At 67.9% G+C, this 13,029-nt stretch carries 14 protein-coding genes and 1 pseudogene; 9 read left to right on the forward strand and 6 right to left on the reverse strand.

Features of this window, described 5'->3' with window-relative positions; translation table 11 throughout:
- Positions 1 to 288: 288 nt before the first annotated feature.
- Positions 289 to 1,128: pseudogene (locus IB232_RS23830) on the reverse strand (cache domain-containing protein); the annotation flags it as partial.
- A 203-nt stretch (positions 1,129 to 1,331) separates the two neighbouring features.
- On the opposite strand from IB232_RS23830, the gene IB232_RS00815 reads away from it, so the two are divergent.
- From IB232_RS00815 to IB232_RS00825, 3 genes are all read left to right on the forward strand, one after another.
- Complete coding sequence (locus IB232_RS00815; protein ID WP_192396673.1) at positions 1,332 to 2,321, forward strand: NAD-dependent epimerase/dehydratase family protein; 990 nt, start codon at positions 1,332 to 1,334, stop codon at positions 2,319 to 2,321.
- A gap of 86 nt (positions 2,322 to 2,407) precedes the next feature.
- The gene (locus tag IB232_RS00820) at positions 2,408 to 3,427 is read left to right on the forward strand and encodes a Leu/Phe/Val dehydrogenase (protein WP_192396674.1); all 1,020 of its coding nucleotides are present in this window, start codon (positions 2,408 to 2,410) and stop codon (positions 3,425 to 3,427) included.
- A gap of 86 nt (positions 3,428 to 3,513) precedes the next feature.
- Positions 3,514 to 3,906, forward strand: a complete 393-nt coding sequence (locus IB232_RS00825; RefSeq protein ID WP_192396675.1) for a GFA family protein — start codon at positions 3,514 to 3,516, stop codon at positions 3,904 to 3,906.
- A gap of 58 nt (positions 3,907 to 3,964) precedes the next feature.
- Here IB232_RS00825 and IB232_RS00830 read toward each other — a convergent pair whose 3' ends face one another.
- Positions 3,965 to 4,861 carry a DMT family transporter gene (locus tag IB232_RS00830; protein ID WP_192396676.1) on the reverse strand — a complete coding sequence of 299 codons (897 nt, stop codon included), beginning with the start codon at positions 4,859 to 4,861 and terminating at the stop codon, positions 3,965 to 3,967.
- Positions 4,862 to 5,230: 369 nt separating this feature from the next.
- On the opposite strand from IB232_RS00830, the gene IB232_RS00835 reads away from it, so the two are divergent.
- The gene (locus IB232_RS00835) at positions 5,231 to 5,824 is read left to right on the forward strand and encodes a helix-turn-helix domain-containing protein (protein WP_192396677.1); all 594 of its coding nucleotides are present in this window, start codon (positions 5,231 to 5,233) and stop codon (positions 5,822 to 5,824) included.
- Here the strand turns inward: IB232_RS00835 and IB232_RS00840 are convergent.
- The gene (locus IB232_RS00840; protein ID WP_192396678.1) at positions 5,807 to 6,709 is read right to left on the reverse strand and encodes a sterol desaturase family protein; all 903 of its coding nucleotides are present in this window, start codon (positions 6,707 to 6,709) and stop codon (positions 5,807 to 5,809) included. The genes IB232_RS00835 and IB232_RS00840 overlap by 18 nt on opposite strands.
- A 73-nt stretch (positions 6,710 to 6,782) precedes the next feature.
- A complete protein-coding gene (locus IB232_RS00845; protein WP_192396679.1) occupies positions 6,783 to 7,046 on the reverse strand; it encodes a YebG family protein in 264 nt (87 codons plus the stop codon).
- Between the two features lie 195 nt (positions 7,047 to 7,241).
- Between IB232_RS00845 and IB232_RS00850 the strand changes: the two genes are divergently transcribed.
- The 4 genes from IB232_RS00850 to IB232_RS00865 all read left to right on the forward strand — a co-directional run bounded on the left by IB232_RS00850 (position 7,242) and on the right by IB232_RS00865 (position 9,928).
- Positions 7,242 to 7,673 (forward strand): phosphate-starvation-inducible PsiE family protein, encoded by a 432-nt coding sequence (locus tag IB232_RS00850; RefSeq protein ID WP_225592104.1) that lies wholly within the window; start codon positions 7,242 to 7,244, stop codon positions 7,671 to 7,673.
- Between the two features lie 106 nt (positions 7,674 to 7,779).
- Positions 7,780 to 8,076 (forward strand): DUF3649 domain-containing protein, encoded by a 297-nt coding sequence (locus IB232_RS00855; protein ID WP_192396681.1) that lies wholly within the window; start codon positions 7,780 to 7,782, stop codon positions 8,074 to 8,076.
- On the forward strand, positions 8,073 to 9,605 hold the full coding sequence (locus tag IB232_RS00860) for a PepSY-associated TM helix domain-containing protein (protein WP_192396682.1): 1,533 nt from the start codon (positions 8,073 to 8,075) through the stop codon (positions 9,603 to 9,605). Before IB232_RS00855 ends, IB232_RS00860 begins: the two co-directional genes overlap by 4 nt.
- On the forward strand, positions 9,605 to 9,928 hold the full coding sequence (locus IB232_RS00865; protein WP_192396683.1) for a DUF3325 domain-containing protein: 324 nt from the start codon (positions 9,605 to 9,607) through the stop codon (positions 9,926 to 9,928). Before IB232_RS00860 ends, IB232_RS00865 begins: the two co-directional genes overlap by 1 nt.
- 23 nt (positions 9,929 to 9,951) lie before the next feature.
- Here IB232_RS00865 and IB232_RS00870 read toward each other — a convergent pair whose 3' ends face one another.
- Positions 9,952 to 10,821 (reverse strand): helix-turn-helix domain-containing protein, encoded by an 870-nt coding sequence (locus IB232_RS00870; protein ID WP_192397250.1) that lies wholly within the window; start codon positions 10,819 to 10,821, stop codon positions 9,952 to 9,954.
- A 143-nt stretch (positions 10,822 to 10,964) separates the two neighbouring features.
- On the opposite strand from IB232_RS00870, the gene IB232_RS00875 reads away from it, so the two are divergent.
- The gene (locus IB232_RS00875; protein ID WP_192396684.1) at positions 10,965 to 11,864 is read left to right on the forward strand and encodes a DMT family transporter; all 900 of its coding nucleotides are present in this window, start codon (positions 10,965 to 10,967) and stop codon (positions 11,862 to 11,864) included.
- On the opposite strand, the gene IB232_RS00880 is transcribed toward IB232_RS00875, so the two are convergent.
- Positions 11,861 to 13,021, reverse strand: a complete 1,161-nt coding sequence (locus IB232_RS00880; protein ID WP_192396685.1) for an AAA family ATPase — start codon at positions 13,019 to 13,021, stop codon at positions 11,861 to 11,863. The genes IB232_RS00875 and IB232_RS00880 overlap by 4 nt on opposite strands.
- Positions 13,022 to 13,029 lie beyond the last annotated feature (8 nt).

Genomic DNA, 13,029 nt, shown 5'->3' on the forward strand with positions numbered 1-13,029 from the left:
ACGCTCGACCACCTGGCGCCAGGCGTTCGCCATCTCGTGCAGGGCTTGCATCAGGCCGCTGTGTTCGCCGCCATCGGCGCTCAGGCGCAGCTCGCCGGCAGCCAGGCGCCTGGCCAGCTCGGCCATGCTGCGCGGCTCGCCGCCCAGCGGGCGCATCACGCTGCGGCTGACCAGCCAGGTGGCCAGGGCCACGCCGGCGATGGTCAGCAGCACCAGTACCACTACTTGCCACATCAGCGTGCGCACGGCGGCGAAGGCCTGCTCCTGATCCATCTCCGCCACCAGCGCCCAGCGCCGGCCATCCAGCTGCAGCGGGACGAAGGCCTTGAGCACCGGCTGGCCGTTCAACCCGGGCTCGGCCAGGCGACCCTGCTCGCCGGCCAGGGCCTTGCCGATGGCGGCACCGGGCAGCTGCTCGCCTTGCCGGCCATCGCGTGCCACCTGGTGTTCGGCGAAGCGTACCGAGTCGGAGCGCAAGCGGCCGTCGGGGCCGACCAGATAGGTCTCGCCGGTTTCGCCCAGGCCCTGGCGGGCCTGCATCACCCGGTTCAGTTCGGCCAGCGGTAGCTCGAGCACCAGCAGCAGTTGCAGCTCGCCTTCTTCGACGATGGGCGCGGCGAGAAACTGGCTGGGTTCGCCGCCGGGCGTGCTCACCGCCAGGTCGCCGATCTCCGCCTGGCCACTGTCCAGCGCGCTGCGCACGAGTCGGCCGAGCGGGGTGTCGCGCCAGGTGGCATCTCCGAGCTTCTGCTGGTAGTCGGCGCCGCGCTGCAGGCTGAACAGCACATAGCCTTCACGCGACACCAGCTTGAGCTCGCGATAGCCAAAGGTCTCGATGAAGTTCTGGAAGATCGGCCGGTCATAGTTGGCGGTGCTGAGCAGGGCGGTTTCATCCAGCCCGGCGTAGCTGGTGCCCAGGTTGCTGGCCAGGGCGGCGAGCTGGTTGTGGCGCGCCTGCCAGCTGTCCTGCAGTTGCTGCTGTTTGATATTCGCTACAGCTTCCAGGCCGTTGAGTGCCTGTTCGCGCAGTGCCTGGCTGGCCTGCTGGTAGACCGTGAAGGCCATCGCCAACACTGGGATTAGACCGATCAGCAGAAAACTGATGGCAAGTTTCAGGCGCAACGGCATGTCGGATGACTCCGCGTGTAGATGGGTGGCAGAGGGTTGAAATCGTCAAATATTTTGCAATAAGCGTGCAAATTACTTAACGGGTCGTCAAAAAAAAATTGAGCAATGGGCCTGCAAGGTCGCTGTTGTGGCCGCCTGGGCAACAGCCAGCTCGTGTGGCGGCTGCTAGAGTCGGTGGCATAACAAGATCGGGGGCGGTGCAGATGAAGATTCTGGTAACGGGTGCGAGTGGCTTCATTGGGGGGCGTTTCGCCCGTTTTGCCCTGGAACAGGGCCTCGGCGTGCGGGTCAACGGGCGGCGACCGGAAGGCGTAGCGCACCTGACCAAGCGTGGCGCCGAGTTCGTCCAGGGCGACCTGTCCGACCCGGACCTGGCGCACAAGCTGTGTCGCGACGTGGAGATGGTGGTGCACTGCGCCGGCTCGGTCGGCACCTGGGGCACCCGCGAGCACTTCCACCAGGGCAACGTGGTGCTGACCCAGAACGTCATCGAGGGCTGCCTGGGGCAGAAGGTGCGGCGCTTGGTGCATCTGTCCTCGCCATCGGTGTACTTCGATGGCAAGGCCCATGTCGGGTTGCGCGAAGAGCAGGTGCCGAGGAAGTTCGTCGACTACTACGGCGCCACCAAGTACCTGGCCGAGCAGAAGGTGTTCGAGGCCCAGGAATTCGGCCTGGAGGTGATCGCCCTGCGTCCGCGCTTCGTCACCGGCGCCGGCGACACCAGCATCTTCCCGCGGCTGATCGAGATGCAGCGCAAGGGCCGTCTGTTTGTCATCGGCAACGGCCTGAACAAGGTCGACTTCACCAGCATGCAGAATCTCAACGACGCCCTGTTCAGCAGCCTGCTGGCGGCGGGGCCGGCGCTGGGCAAGGTGTACAATATCAGCAATGGCGCGCCGGTGCCGCTGTGGGACGTGGTCAACTTCGTGCTGCGCCAGTTCGACCTGCCGCCGGTGACCAAGCACATGCCGTTCGGCTTGGCCTACGCCGCCGCGACCCTCAACGAAAATATCTGCAAGCTGCTGCCGGGCCGCCCGGAGCCGGCGCTGTTCCGCCTCGGCGTGGCGGTGATGGGGCGCGACTTCTCTCTCGATATCAGCCGCGCCCGCCAATACCTGGAATACGAGCCGCAGGTGCCGATCTGGACCGCGCTGGAGGAGTTCTGCAACTGGTGGAAGGTGCAGGGGCGATAAGCTCCATCCGGTTTATTCCCGCCTGTCAGCCCCGGCCACGGCGGCCGACCTATACTGGCCTGTAAAGCCAGCGAAGGAAGTCCGCCATGTTCACCATGATGGAAAGCGCCAGGCTCGAAGCGCTGCATCTCGCCCATGATCCTGCCACCGGCCTCAAGGCCATCATCGCCATCCACAACACCCGGTTCGGCCCCGCCCTGGGTGGCTGCCGCTACCTGGCCTACCCCGACGACGACAGCGCCATTCGTGACGCCACGCGCCTGGCCCAGGGCATGAGCTACAAGGCTGCTCTGGCAGGCCTGGAACAGGGCGGCGGCAAGGCGGTGATCATCCGCCCACCGCACGTGGACAGCCGCGGCGCGCTGTTCGAGGCCTTCGGCCGCATGATCGACTCGCTGGGCGGCCGCTACATCACCGCGGTGGACAGCGGCACCTCCAGCGCGGACATGGACTGCATCGCCCAGCAGACCAACCACGTCACCAGCACCACCTCCGCCGGCGACCCCTCGCCGCACACTGCCATGGGTGTGTACGCCGGCATCCGCGCCACCGCCCTGGCGCGTCTCGGTAGCGACGATCTGCAGGGCCTGCGCGTGGCGGTGCAAGGGCTGGGCAATGTCGGCTACGCCCTGGCCGAGCAGCTCGCCGCGGATGGGGTGGAGCTGTTCGTCAGCGACCTCGACCCCGGTCGTGTGCAACTGGCGGTGGAGCAGCTCGGTGCTCGCCCGGTGAGCAGCGAGGAGCTGTTCTCCACGCCCTGCGACATCCTCTCGCCCTGCGGCCTGGGTGGCGTGCTCAACAGCCAGACGGTGAGCGAGCTGCACTGCGCGGCGGTGGCCGGCGCGGCCAACAACCAGCTGGCCAACGCCGCGGTCGCCGACGAGCTGGAGGCGCGCGGCATCCTCTACGCGCCGGACTATGTGATCAACTCCGGTGGGTTGATCTACGTGGCGCTCAAGCACCGCGGCGAGGAGCTGCCGGCGATCACCGCTCACCTGGCGAAGATCGGCCGGCGCCTGACCGAGATCTATGCCCACGCCCAGGCCGACAAGCGCTCGCCGGCGCGGGTCGCCGACGCACTGGCCGAGCGCCTGCTGTACGGCTGAGCCCGCCATCGGCGACGAGCCGGCGCGCTTTTTCAATACGCTGGATGCGGTCTAACGTTGCTTTTCAAAATCAGAGGAGACGCAGCATGCAGCGATTTACCGGTGGTTGCCTGTGCGGCAACGTCCGTCTCGTGGCGTGGGGGCAGCCGTACCGGGTCGGCCTCTGCCATTGCCTGGACTGTCGCAAGCACCATGGCGCGCTGTTCCACGCCTCGGCGATCTTTCCCCAGGAGGCGGTGGCGGTCGAGGGCGAAACCCACCACTACGCCGGGCGGCATTTCTGTCCCCGCTGCGGTTCCTCGGTGTTCGCCCACACTGCCGATGAAGTCGAAGTGAACCTGGGCGCCCTGGATGCGCCCGACCAGCTGCGGCCGACCTACGAGAGCTGGATCGTCAGGCGCGAGGCCTGGTTGCCGGCGTTTCCGCTGAGCCGGCGCTACGAGCAGGACCGCGATCCCACGAGCCGCTTCGAGGAGTAGCGCAGGCCAGGACGTGCCGGTTCGCCGGGCACGTCTTAGGCTGCGCTAGCGCCGAGCATCAGGCTCCGTCCGCCTCGGTCAGCCGGGTTGGCTGCACGTTGCTCGGCTGACGGAACACCAGCACCAGGCCGAGCAGGATGGCCAGCATGCCGGCCAGGCTCAGGCCGCTCATGGCGTTGCCGAGGAACAGGTAATCCATCGCCGCCGTCACCCCCGGCACCAGGTAGAACAGACTGGTGACGTTGACCAGGTTGCCGGCGCGGATCAGCCGGTACAGCAGCAGCTGCGCCACCACCGAGATGACGATGGCCAGCCACAGCAGCGGGCCGAGGAAGTCCAGCGACCACTCGAACTCGAAACGCTGGAACGGCAGCAGCGCTGCGCAGGCCAGCAGGCTCACCGCGTACTGCAGCGGCAGTGCCTGCAATGGCGACTGGCTGAGGCCCTTCTGGGCGATGGCCCCGAGGGTCATGCACAGCAGGGCGCCGAGGGCGTAGCCGGTGCCCGCGGCGGAAAAGCGCGCCAGGCCGATGCTCTGCCACACCACCAGCACCAGGCCGAACAGGGCCACGCCCAGGCCGACCAGGCGCAGGGCGGCGAAGCGCCGTTCCAGCAGCATCAGGGTAAGGATCGGCTGCACGCCGAGCACCGTGGCCAGCACGCCGGGCGTGATGCCCTGGTCCAGTGCCAGCAGATAGCAGATGGAGTAGCCGCCGATCATCAGCAGGCCTGTGCCGGCCGTGCGCAGGCGCTGGCCGCGAGCGGGCAGGCAGGAACGCACGACGGCGCCGATCAGCAGCAGAACGCCGAGGGCGAGGACGAAGCGCAGGGTCAGGAAGGCGAAGGCCGAGGCGTGGTCCAGGCCCAGGCGGGAGAAGATCGCGCCGCTGCTCCAGAGCAGGACGAACAGCGTGGTGGAGGCGCAGGCGCCCCAGAAGGTCTTGTCGAAACGCATGAATAATCACCTGTCAAAAGCCGCCGGCCAGGCGCGCAGAAGCGCGGGCGGAGCGGAAAACCGGAAAAGGGTTTGAGCGATCGACCGACGGCGACGAGCCGCGGGCGATCAGGCGCTGGCGGGCGGCGGCGGTGGCGTGCCGGCCCGGCGTGCGCGGGGAGGGGCGACAGGTGGTGGCGCACACGGATGCTCGCCGTGCAGGGCGGCGAGGCTGGAGCAGGTGAGCGCGAGATGATTCATGGAGGGCATCCGTTGAGGGATGTGCCGACACTAACCCCGAGTTGGCCGATCGGTCAATCTGCGGCGCTTTCGGGCTGGCGCGCGACGCGGGCTTGCGCTATTTCTGCCCCTCCATTCGACGAGGCTGCCATGAAGGAAGAGCACTGGCAGGGCGCGCTCTGGCTCGGCCCCGATTACTGCCTGCTGGTCGAGGGGCAGGCGCATTGCGCGCGGGCCTTGCTGGTGCCGTCGCAGCAGGAGCATGCCTTCGAACTGGCCGGCCAGCCGTTGCTGGCGCTGTATGCCGAGCCGCTGGCGTTCTCCCTCGAGCAGTTGCAGGCACTGGCCGCCACGGCGCCGGCCGAGTTGCCCGCCCTGGTCGAGCGGGTGCGGCAGTTGCCGCGCCTGCCGCTGGATGCGCGGGTACGTGAGGCACTGGGCGCGGTGGATGAGCAACTGACCGAACGCATCAGCGCCCAGGACCTGGCGCAGCGCGTGTGCCTGTCACTCAGCCAGCTGGAGCGCCTGTTCGCCGAGCAGGTAGGCCTGTCAGTGCGGCGGCTGGTGCGCTGGCGGCGTTTGCGCCTGGCCCTGGGCGTGGCGCTGGAAGGCCGCACGCTCACCGACGCGGCGCATGCCGCCGGCTTCGCGGACTCGGCGCACCTGTCACGCACCGTGCGCGAGCTGTTCGGCATCCGCGCCGACCGCAGCCTGCGCCATCTGCAGCTACGGCTGCTGGATTGAACGCAGCGCCGGCGGCGTTTCCGGGATGGCGCTGGTAGAGGCCCGTGCACGGAAGGGTTCGCACAGCTGCGCCAGGTAGGCGCGCGGGTAGTCCGGGCGGTCGCCGATGCCGACATCGGCGTCGCTCAGCCGGTAGTCCTCGCGATAGAAGGCGGTGCCCAGCAGGCGATCCCAGAAGCTGAAGAACAGCGCGAAATTGACGTCGCCAGCGCGCCCGTAGCGGATGTGGTGGAAGCGGTGCAGCGGCGCCCAGGCGAACAGGTGGCGCAGCGGACCGATGCGCATGTCGACGTTGCTGTGCTGCAACAGCAGCTGCACGGCGACGGCAAAGGCCAGCAGGGCGGCGACCTGCAGCGGCAGGCCGAGCAGGATCAGCGGCAACACGCCGGCGCCGGCCTCCAGCAACTGGTGCAGCGGGTGCTTCATCAGGCCATTGAAGCCATACAGGCGCGGCACGCTGTGGTGCACCGCGTGCAGGCGCCAGAGCAGGGCGCTGCGGTGGCTGAGCCAGTGCATCAGGGTGACGCCGAGATCGGCGGCCAGTATGGCCAGCGCCAGCTGCAGCCACAGCGGCCAGTACACGGGCCATAGCGGCGGCGCCGGCCATAGCCCGGCGAGGAGGGGAATGATGGCGAGGCTGGCGATGTTCAGCGACTCGTTGACCAGCGCATGCAGCAGGTCGCTCGGACCATCGGCATGGGGCTCATTCCAGCTGTGCTGGTAATGCAGCAGGCGTTCGGCCAGGTGCGAGACGAGGACGGCGCCGAGCAGCAGCGCCGGCAGCCAAGCAGGTGATAGGTCGCGATAGCCGACCAGCCAGGTGGCCAGGCCGATCAGGCCGAAGAAGAACAGCGGGGCATAGAGGATGCTGAGCAGGGGACGCATGGCGCTCTCCGAAAAGGACGGGAGCGCCCAGCATCGTCAACCGCCCTGGCGGGCGGCTTGAACAAACGGCGCGTCAGGCGTCGGCGGAGGCCGCGTCCAGCTCGGCGAGGGCGTCCGGCTGGTTCTTGAAGGCCTTGGCGAAGGTGTCGCGGTTCTTCGCCATGAAGATGCCCAGCTCCTCCACCTGTTCCTCGTTCAGCGACGGCACGGCCTTGTGCAGGGCGCTGGACAGGGCCTCGGCCAGCTCCAGCATCTTGTCGTAGCGATCGGCTTCGGACTTATCCATGAACAGACGCTCCGGATCGCGACTGCTGCGGTACACCACTTCGACGGCCATTCATCACCTCATTCCCATAAGCTAGATGGTTGATATGTATGCATATACAGTATTTGATTCGCCACCTGCGGCGCAAGCCCGCCGCGTGGCCCTCATCCTGCATAGCTGCTGTCATCCAACTGGTCCAGCATGGACCCGTTCAGTCGAAGGAGTGCGCTGGTGAGTCTCAAGCGAATCGATGCCCTGCGGGGCGACATGCATGACCTGGCCCAGTCCCTGGGCAACCTGCTGGTGGAGAGCTTCCACTACCTGGCGCTGTTCGCCATTGGCGGCATCACCGCCTGGGCCTCGGTGGTGGCGTTTCTCGGCATGTTGGAGAAGGGCCACATCACGGTGGACGATATTCTGCTGCTGTTCATCTACCTCGAGCTGGGTGCCATGGTCGGCATCTACTTCAAGACCAACCACATGCCGGTGCGCTTCCTGATCTACGTGGCGATCACCGCGCTGACCCGCCTGCTGATCTCCGACGTGTCGCACCACCATCGCCCGGACATGGGCGTGGTCTATGTCTCCGGTGCCATTCTGCTGCTGGCCATGGCCATTCTGGTGGTGCGCTTCGCCTCGTCGCGCTTCCCTTCGGTGCAGGCACCGGCGCGCATCGGGCGCGAGTCAGAGGAAAGCTGATTCGCTTTCAATTGCGAATATTTATCAATAAAATGCTGGGCCAATTTGTCCCGATGGTCAGCACCGCTCCGCGGTAGGACTGGCCACGCCCCTCGACGAGTCGACCGTGAGCAAGAATTCCACCCTGTCGCCCTGGAGCGTCGCCTCGCGCGTGCTGGCCGCGCTGGTCGGGGGCTATGCCCTGGCCTATGGCTTCGCCGCCTTCCTTTCCGTCTACCTGCCGCTGGCGCGACCGGACCGCGTGTCCTTCGCCGGCATGCTCAGCTTCGCCGTGTGGACGGCGGCGGCGATCTACGTGTTCGCCGCCGGTAGCGCCACCCGCGCCTGGCTGTGGCTGGCCGGCCTGACCCTGGTGATGGGCCTGGCGGCGTTCCTGCCGAGCGAGCTGGGAGTGCGCCCATGAGTCTGCGTCAATCCATGGCCGGACTGCACACCTGGGGCGGCCTGCTGCCCAGCTGGCTGCTCTACGTGATCATCCTGGCGGGCACCATCGCCTGTTTCGACAAGGAGCTGGAGCGCTGGATGCGCCCGGCCCTGCACCAGGGCGCCGAGTCCAGCATGAGCGCCGACCAGGTGCGCGACTGGATGCAGCGCCACACCGAAGGCCAGAAACTGCACGCCTTTTGGATGCATGGCCCGAGCGAGCGCGAGCCGTACTGGCGCTTGGGCTGGGAAGTGGACGGCAGCGAGCAGCGGCACAACCACCTCTTCTCCCGGGCCGGCGGCGAGCCGCTGCCGGAGACAGTCGGCGGCGACTTCTTCTTTCGCCTGCACTACACCCTGCATGCCGGCATGGTCGGCGTGTACATCGTCGGTCTGGCCGGCATGTTCATGCTGGTGGCGCTGGTGTCCGGGGTGATCATCCACCGCCGCATCTTCAAGGACTTCTTCACCCTGCGCCCCAATGCCAACGGCCAGCGTGCCTGGCTGGATGCGCACAACCTGTTCGGCGTGGTCGGCTTTCCCTTCCACCTGATCCTGGCCTACACCGGGGTGGTGATCTTCGTCTCCAGCTACATGCCTGCCGGCCTGCAGGTGGCCTACAAGAACGACATCGAGCACTTCTTCAGCGAGGTGGCCGGTGCCTACCACCGCGAGGAGATGCACCAGCCGGCACAGCCGCCGTTGTCGTTGAATACTCTGATCGACCAGGCCGAGCAGCACTGGGGCGGCAGCCCGGCCGGCTGGATCAGCGTGCACCATCCGGACGACGCTTCGGCGGTGGTCGACATCAGCGAGCAAAGTCACCAGTCGCGCATTGGCCGGCCGCTGTCCGGGCTGACCTTTGACGCCGCCAGCGGCGAGCTGCTGCACGAGCAGAAGGCGCCGGCCGGCTATACCACCTACACCTGGCTGGCCGGCCTGCACATGGTGCAGTTCGGTGGCACGCTGATGCGCGGCTTGTACTTCCTCCTCGGCCTGGCCGGCTGTGCCCTGCTGATCGGTGGGGTGAAGGTCTGGGTGGCCAAGCGCGAGGCGCGCGGCGGGGCCGGCATCGGCATAGTGCGCGCCCTCAACGGCGCGGTATTCGCCGGTTTGCCGCTGGCCAGCCTGGCCCTGTTGTGGGGCAATCGCCTGATCCCGGCCGGGCTGGCCGAGCGCGCCAGCGCGGAGGCCTGGGTGTTCGTCGGCGCCTGGCTGCTGGTAGCTCTGTGGGCCGTACTCGGCCTGCGCCAGCCGCGTCGCCTGCTCAGCCAGCAACTGGCCTTGGGCGCGCTGCTGGCCCTGGGCTTGCCGCTGCTCAACGGGCTGACCACCGAGCATGGCCACCTGCTGTCCACCGTTGCGCGCGGAGACTGGGAGCTGGCCGGCATCGACCTGTTCCTGATCGTCGGCGGCCTGCTCAGCGCCCTGTGCGCCTGGCGCTTTGCCCAGCCCGCCATGGTCAAGGTGCCGCGCGCGCGTCGGGTGCTGGTCGAGGAGGCCGTCTGATGTTGCTGCTCGCCTTCGCCCTGAGTTACCTGGCCATGACCGCTCTGAGCCTGGCCATGAGCCGTCATCACCATCTGCTGTTCCAGGGCGCGCTGAGCCCGGCGCGCCAGCGCCTGCTGCGTGTCCTCGCGCTGCCTGCATTGGTCGGTGGCCTGAGCCTCTGCTGGCTGGCCCAGGGTGGCGAGATCGGCGCAGTGTTCTGGCTGTGCCAGCTGATGCTCGCCGGCCTGCTGCTGGTGGCCTTGCTGGCCTGGCGCCAGCGCTGGGTGCTGCCCCTGGCGGCGGTTCTGCCGCTGGCCGGTGGGGTGATCGCGCTGGTCTGAACGCCTGATTGCGCAGCCAGGCCCTAGCGCGCCGCGCGCATCAGCCCCGGCGCAGCGCCGAAGGCTTCGCGGAAGCGGTTGCTGAAGTGACTGGCGCTGGCAAAACCGCAGGCCAGGGCGATCTCGCCCAGGGCCAGGTGGCCGTGCTGCAACAGCTCGCGGGCGCGCAGCAGGCGGCGTTGCAGCACGTAACGGTGTGGCGGCAGGCCGAAGCTGGCGCGGAACATCCGCGCGAAGTGGTACTCGGACAGCGCCGCCAGCTGGGCCAGCTCGCCCAGTGACAGCGCCTGGTCCAGGTGTTGCTCGATATAGTCCACCAGGCGCCGACGCAGGTGCGGCGCCAGGCCGCCCTTGAGCTTCAGACCCTGGCGCAGGCCCACCTGGCTCAGCAGCAGGTGGCTGATCATCTCGTGGGCCAGGCTGCTGGCCAGCAGCCGTTCACCCGGCTCGTCCCAGTTCAGGCTCACCAGTTGGCGGAATTGCACGGCCAGCCGTGGATCTTCGAGGAAGGTGCTCTCGCGCAGCTGCAGTTCGCGCGGCTCGCGGTCGAGCAGGGTGACGGCGCTGGCGGCGAAGCGCTGCGGGCTGACGTAGAGGTGGGCCAGGCGAATGTCGCCGTTGATCACCCAGGACGACTCGTGGCCGGCCGGCAATACGCACAGCTTGTCCGGCGCACCCTTGCTGCCCGGGCGTTCGCGGCGGAAGGTGCCGGTGCCGCCGGCCAGGTAGCAGGACAGGGTGTGGTGGTCCGGGCCTTGGTAGTCGCGGGCGTCGTGATGGTTGGTCCACAGCGCCGCGGCCAGTTCGTCGCCCAGCTCGGCGCCACGCAGCAGCCGCGCGTTGGGCGAGCTGCTGAGCGACTGGAACACCAGGTTCTGTTCGAGGCTGGCCATCGGGCTGCGGGCGGTTGCAGAAGATACTGCCATCCTACTCCCACGGCGCCGCGCCGCCAGCGGCGGACGACAGATAAGCGCAAGTTTGTGCAAGCGGCGATGGTGGGCAGGGAGGAGACTGCTCGGATCAATGGAGCCTTGTCATGAACCTGTCGCTGTACCTGCTCACCGTCCTGATCTGGGGCACCACCTGGATCGCCCTCAAGCTGCAGCTGGGCGAGGTGGCCATTCCGGCGTCCATCGCCTACCGCTTCGCCCTGGCGGCCAGTGTGCTGTTCGCCATGCTGTTGCTCAGCCGCCGCCTGCAGCGCCTCGACCGGCGCGGCCAGCTGCTGTGTATGGCCCAGGGCCTGTGCCTGTTCTGCCTCAACTTCATGTGCTTCTACACCGCCAGCCAGTGGATCCCCAGCGGCCTGGTGGCGGTGATCTTCTCCACGGCGACCCTGTGGAATGCGTTGAACGCGCGGATATTCATGGGCCGGCGGGTCGCCGCCAACGTGCTGGCCGGTGGCGCGCTGGGCCTGCTCGGTCTGGGCCTGCTGTTCTGGCCGGAGCTGTCGCACCACCAGGCCAGCCGCGAAACCCTGCTCGGCATCGGCTTGGCCGTACTCGGCACCCTGTGTTTCTCCGCCGGCAACCTGCTCTCCAGCCTGCAGCAGCAGGCCGGACTGAAGCCACTGACCACCAATGCCTGGGGCATGTTCTACGGTGCGCTGCTGCTGGTCGGCTATTGCGTGGTCGCCGGCGTGCCGTTCACCTTCGAGGCCAACACCCGCTACATCGGCTCGCTGCTGTACCTGGCGATTCCCGGCTCGGTGATCGGCTTCACCGCCTACCTGACCCTGGTCGGGCGCATGGGGCCCGAGCGCGCGGCCTACTGCACCGTGCTGTTCCCGGTGGTGGCGCTAAATATCTCGGTATTCGTCGAGGGCTACCAGTGGACGGCGCCGGCGCTGTTCGGCCTGCTGCTGGTGATGCTCGGCAACGTGCTGGTGTTCCGCCAGCCCAAGCCGGCGCTCGCGGCTGAGCCGGGGAGAGCCTAGTCCGGCCAGTGCCAGGCCGGCTCGTCGAGCATGCCCTGGCCCTGGATGGCGGTCTGCCCCAGGCTCTTGTCGAGAACGATGGAATTGCACTCCGGGTGTTCTTCCAGCGCGGCGATCAGCCGGCGCGCGTGGGACACCACCCACACCTGGGTGTGCCTGGAGGCTTCGATGATCAGGCGACCCAGGGCCGGCAGCAGGTCCGGGTGCAGGCTGGTCTCGGGCTCGTTGAGCACCATCAGCGAGGGCGGCCGGGGCGTGAGCAGGGCGGCTACCAGCAGCAGATAGCGCAGGGTGCCGTCGGACAGCTCTGCGGCCGATAGCGGGCGCAGCAGGCCTTCCTGGCGCAACGCCACGCTGAAGCGCCCGCCGGGCTGGAAGTCGATGCTCAGCTCGGAGCCGGGGAAGGCGTCGGCGATGGCCTGTTCCAAGGCCTGACGGTCGCCGATCTCGCGGATGGTCTGCAGGGCGGCGGCCAGGTCGCGGCCGTCGTGATGCAGCACCGGGGTACGGGTGCCCAACTGCGGCTGGCGCGCCGGGGCATCGGCGTCGGTGCGGAAGTGGTCGTAGAAACGCCAGCGACGAATGGTTTCGCGCAACTGGAACACCTCCGGGCAGCCCGGATCGTTGCCGATCTGGTCGAACAGGCTGTCGTAGCTCGGCAGGTGCTGGGCCAGCACCTGCCAGCTGCGGCCTTCGCGCTGACGGACCAGCGGGCCCTCGCGATCCACCAGCAACGAGGCGGGGCGATAGCAGGGCCCGGCCCAGATGCACTCGCGCTTTATCTCCGGGTCCAGGGCGAAGGCCGAGTGAGAGGGCTGTGGCAGGCCCAGGGAGATGGCGTAGCCGAAGTCCTCGCCGGCAAAGCCCAGGCGCAGGCGCACCACCTCGCTGCGCGGACCGCCCTGGATCGGCACCTCGCCATTCTTCATGCGGCGGCTGATCTTTTCCGGACCGGCCCATAGCGTCGACTCCAGCCCGCCATCACGCGCCAGCGCATTGACCACCCCGCCGCGCGCCGTCTCGGCCAGCAGGCGCAGGGCCTTGTACAGGTTGGACTTACCGCTGCCGTTGGCGCCGGTGATCAGGTTGAGGCGGCCGAGCGGCATCACCAGATTGTTGATGGAGCGGTAGTTGCCGACGGCGAGGGTGTGCAGCATGGGAGTCG

This window comes from Pseudomonas sp. PDM15 (genome assembly GCF_014851565.1).
Lineage (GTDB): Bacteria > Pseudomonadota > Gammaproteobacteria > Pseudomonadales > Pseudomonadaceae > Aquipseudomonas.

What these genes read in the sequence shown, in the direction of transcription:
- IB232_RS00815 (WP_192396673.1), top strand. Translation starts at nt 1,332, where the DNA reads ATGAAGATTCTGGTAACGGGTGCGAGTGGCTTCATTGGGGGGCGTTTC.
- IB232_RS00820 (WP_192396674.1), top strand. Translation starts at nt 2,408, where the DNA reads ATGTTCACCATGATGGAAAGCGCCAGGCTCGAAGCGCTGCATCTCGCC.
- IB232_RS00825 (WP_192396675.1), top strand. Translation starts at nt 3,514, where the DNA reads ATGCAGCGATTTACCGGTGGTTGCCTGTGCGGCAACGTCCGTCTCGTG.
- IB232_RS00830 (WP_192396676.1), bottom strand. Translation starts at nt 4,861, where the DNA reads ATGCGTTTCGACAAGACCTTCTGGGGCGCCTGCGCCTCCACCACGCTG.
- IB232_RS00835 (WP_192396677.1), top strand. Translation starts at nt 5,231, where the DNA reads ATGAAGGAAGAGCACTGGCAGGGCGCGCTCTGGCTCGGCCCCGATTAC.
- IB232_RS00840 (WP_192396678.1), bottom strand. Translation starts at nt 6,709, where the DNA reads ATGCGTCCCCTGCTCAGCATCCTCTATGCCCCGCTGTTCTTCTTCGGC.
- IB232_RS00845 (WP_192396679.1), bottom strand. Translation starts at nt 7,046, where the DNA reads ATGGCCGTCGAAGTGGTGTACCGCAGCAGTCGCGATCCGGAGCGTCTG.
- IB232_RS00850 (WP_225592104.1), top strand. Translation starts at nt 7,242, where the DNA reads ATGCATGACCTGGCCCAGTCCCTGGGCAACCTGCTGGTGGAGAGCTTC.
- IB232_RS00860 (WP_192396682.1), top strand. Translation starts at nt 8,073, where the DNA reads ATGAGTCTGCGTCAATCCATGGCCGGACTGCACACCTGGGGCGGCCTG.
- IB232_RS00865 (WP_192396683.1), top strand. Translation starts at nt 9,605, where the DNA reads ATGTTGCTGCTCGCCTTCGCCCTGAGTTACCTGGCCATGACCGCTCTG.
- IB232_RS00870 (WP_192397250.1), bottom strand. Translation starts at nt 10,821, where the DNA reads ATGGCCAGCCTCGAACAGAACCTGGTGTTCCAGTCGCTCAGCAGCTCG.
- IB232_RS00875 (WP_192396684.1), top strand. Translation starts at nt 10,965, where the DNA reads ATGAACCTGTCGCTGTACCTGCTCACCGTCCTGATCTGGGGCACCACC.
- IB232_RS00880 (WP_192396685.1), bottom strand. Translation starts at nt 13,021, where the DNA reads ATGCTGCACACCCTCGCCGTCGGCAACTACCGCTCCATCAACAATCTG.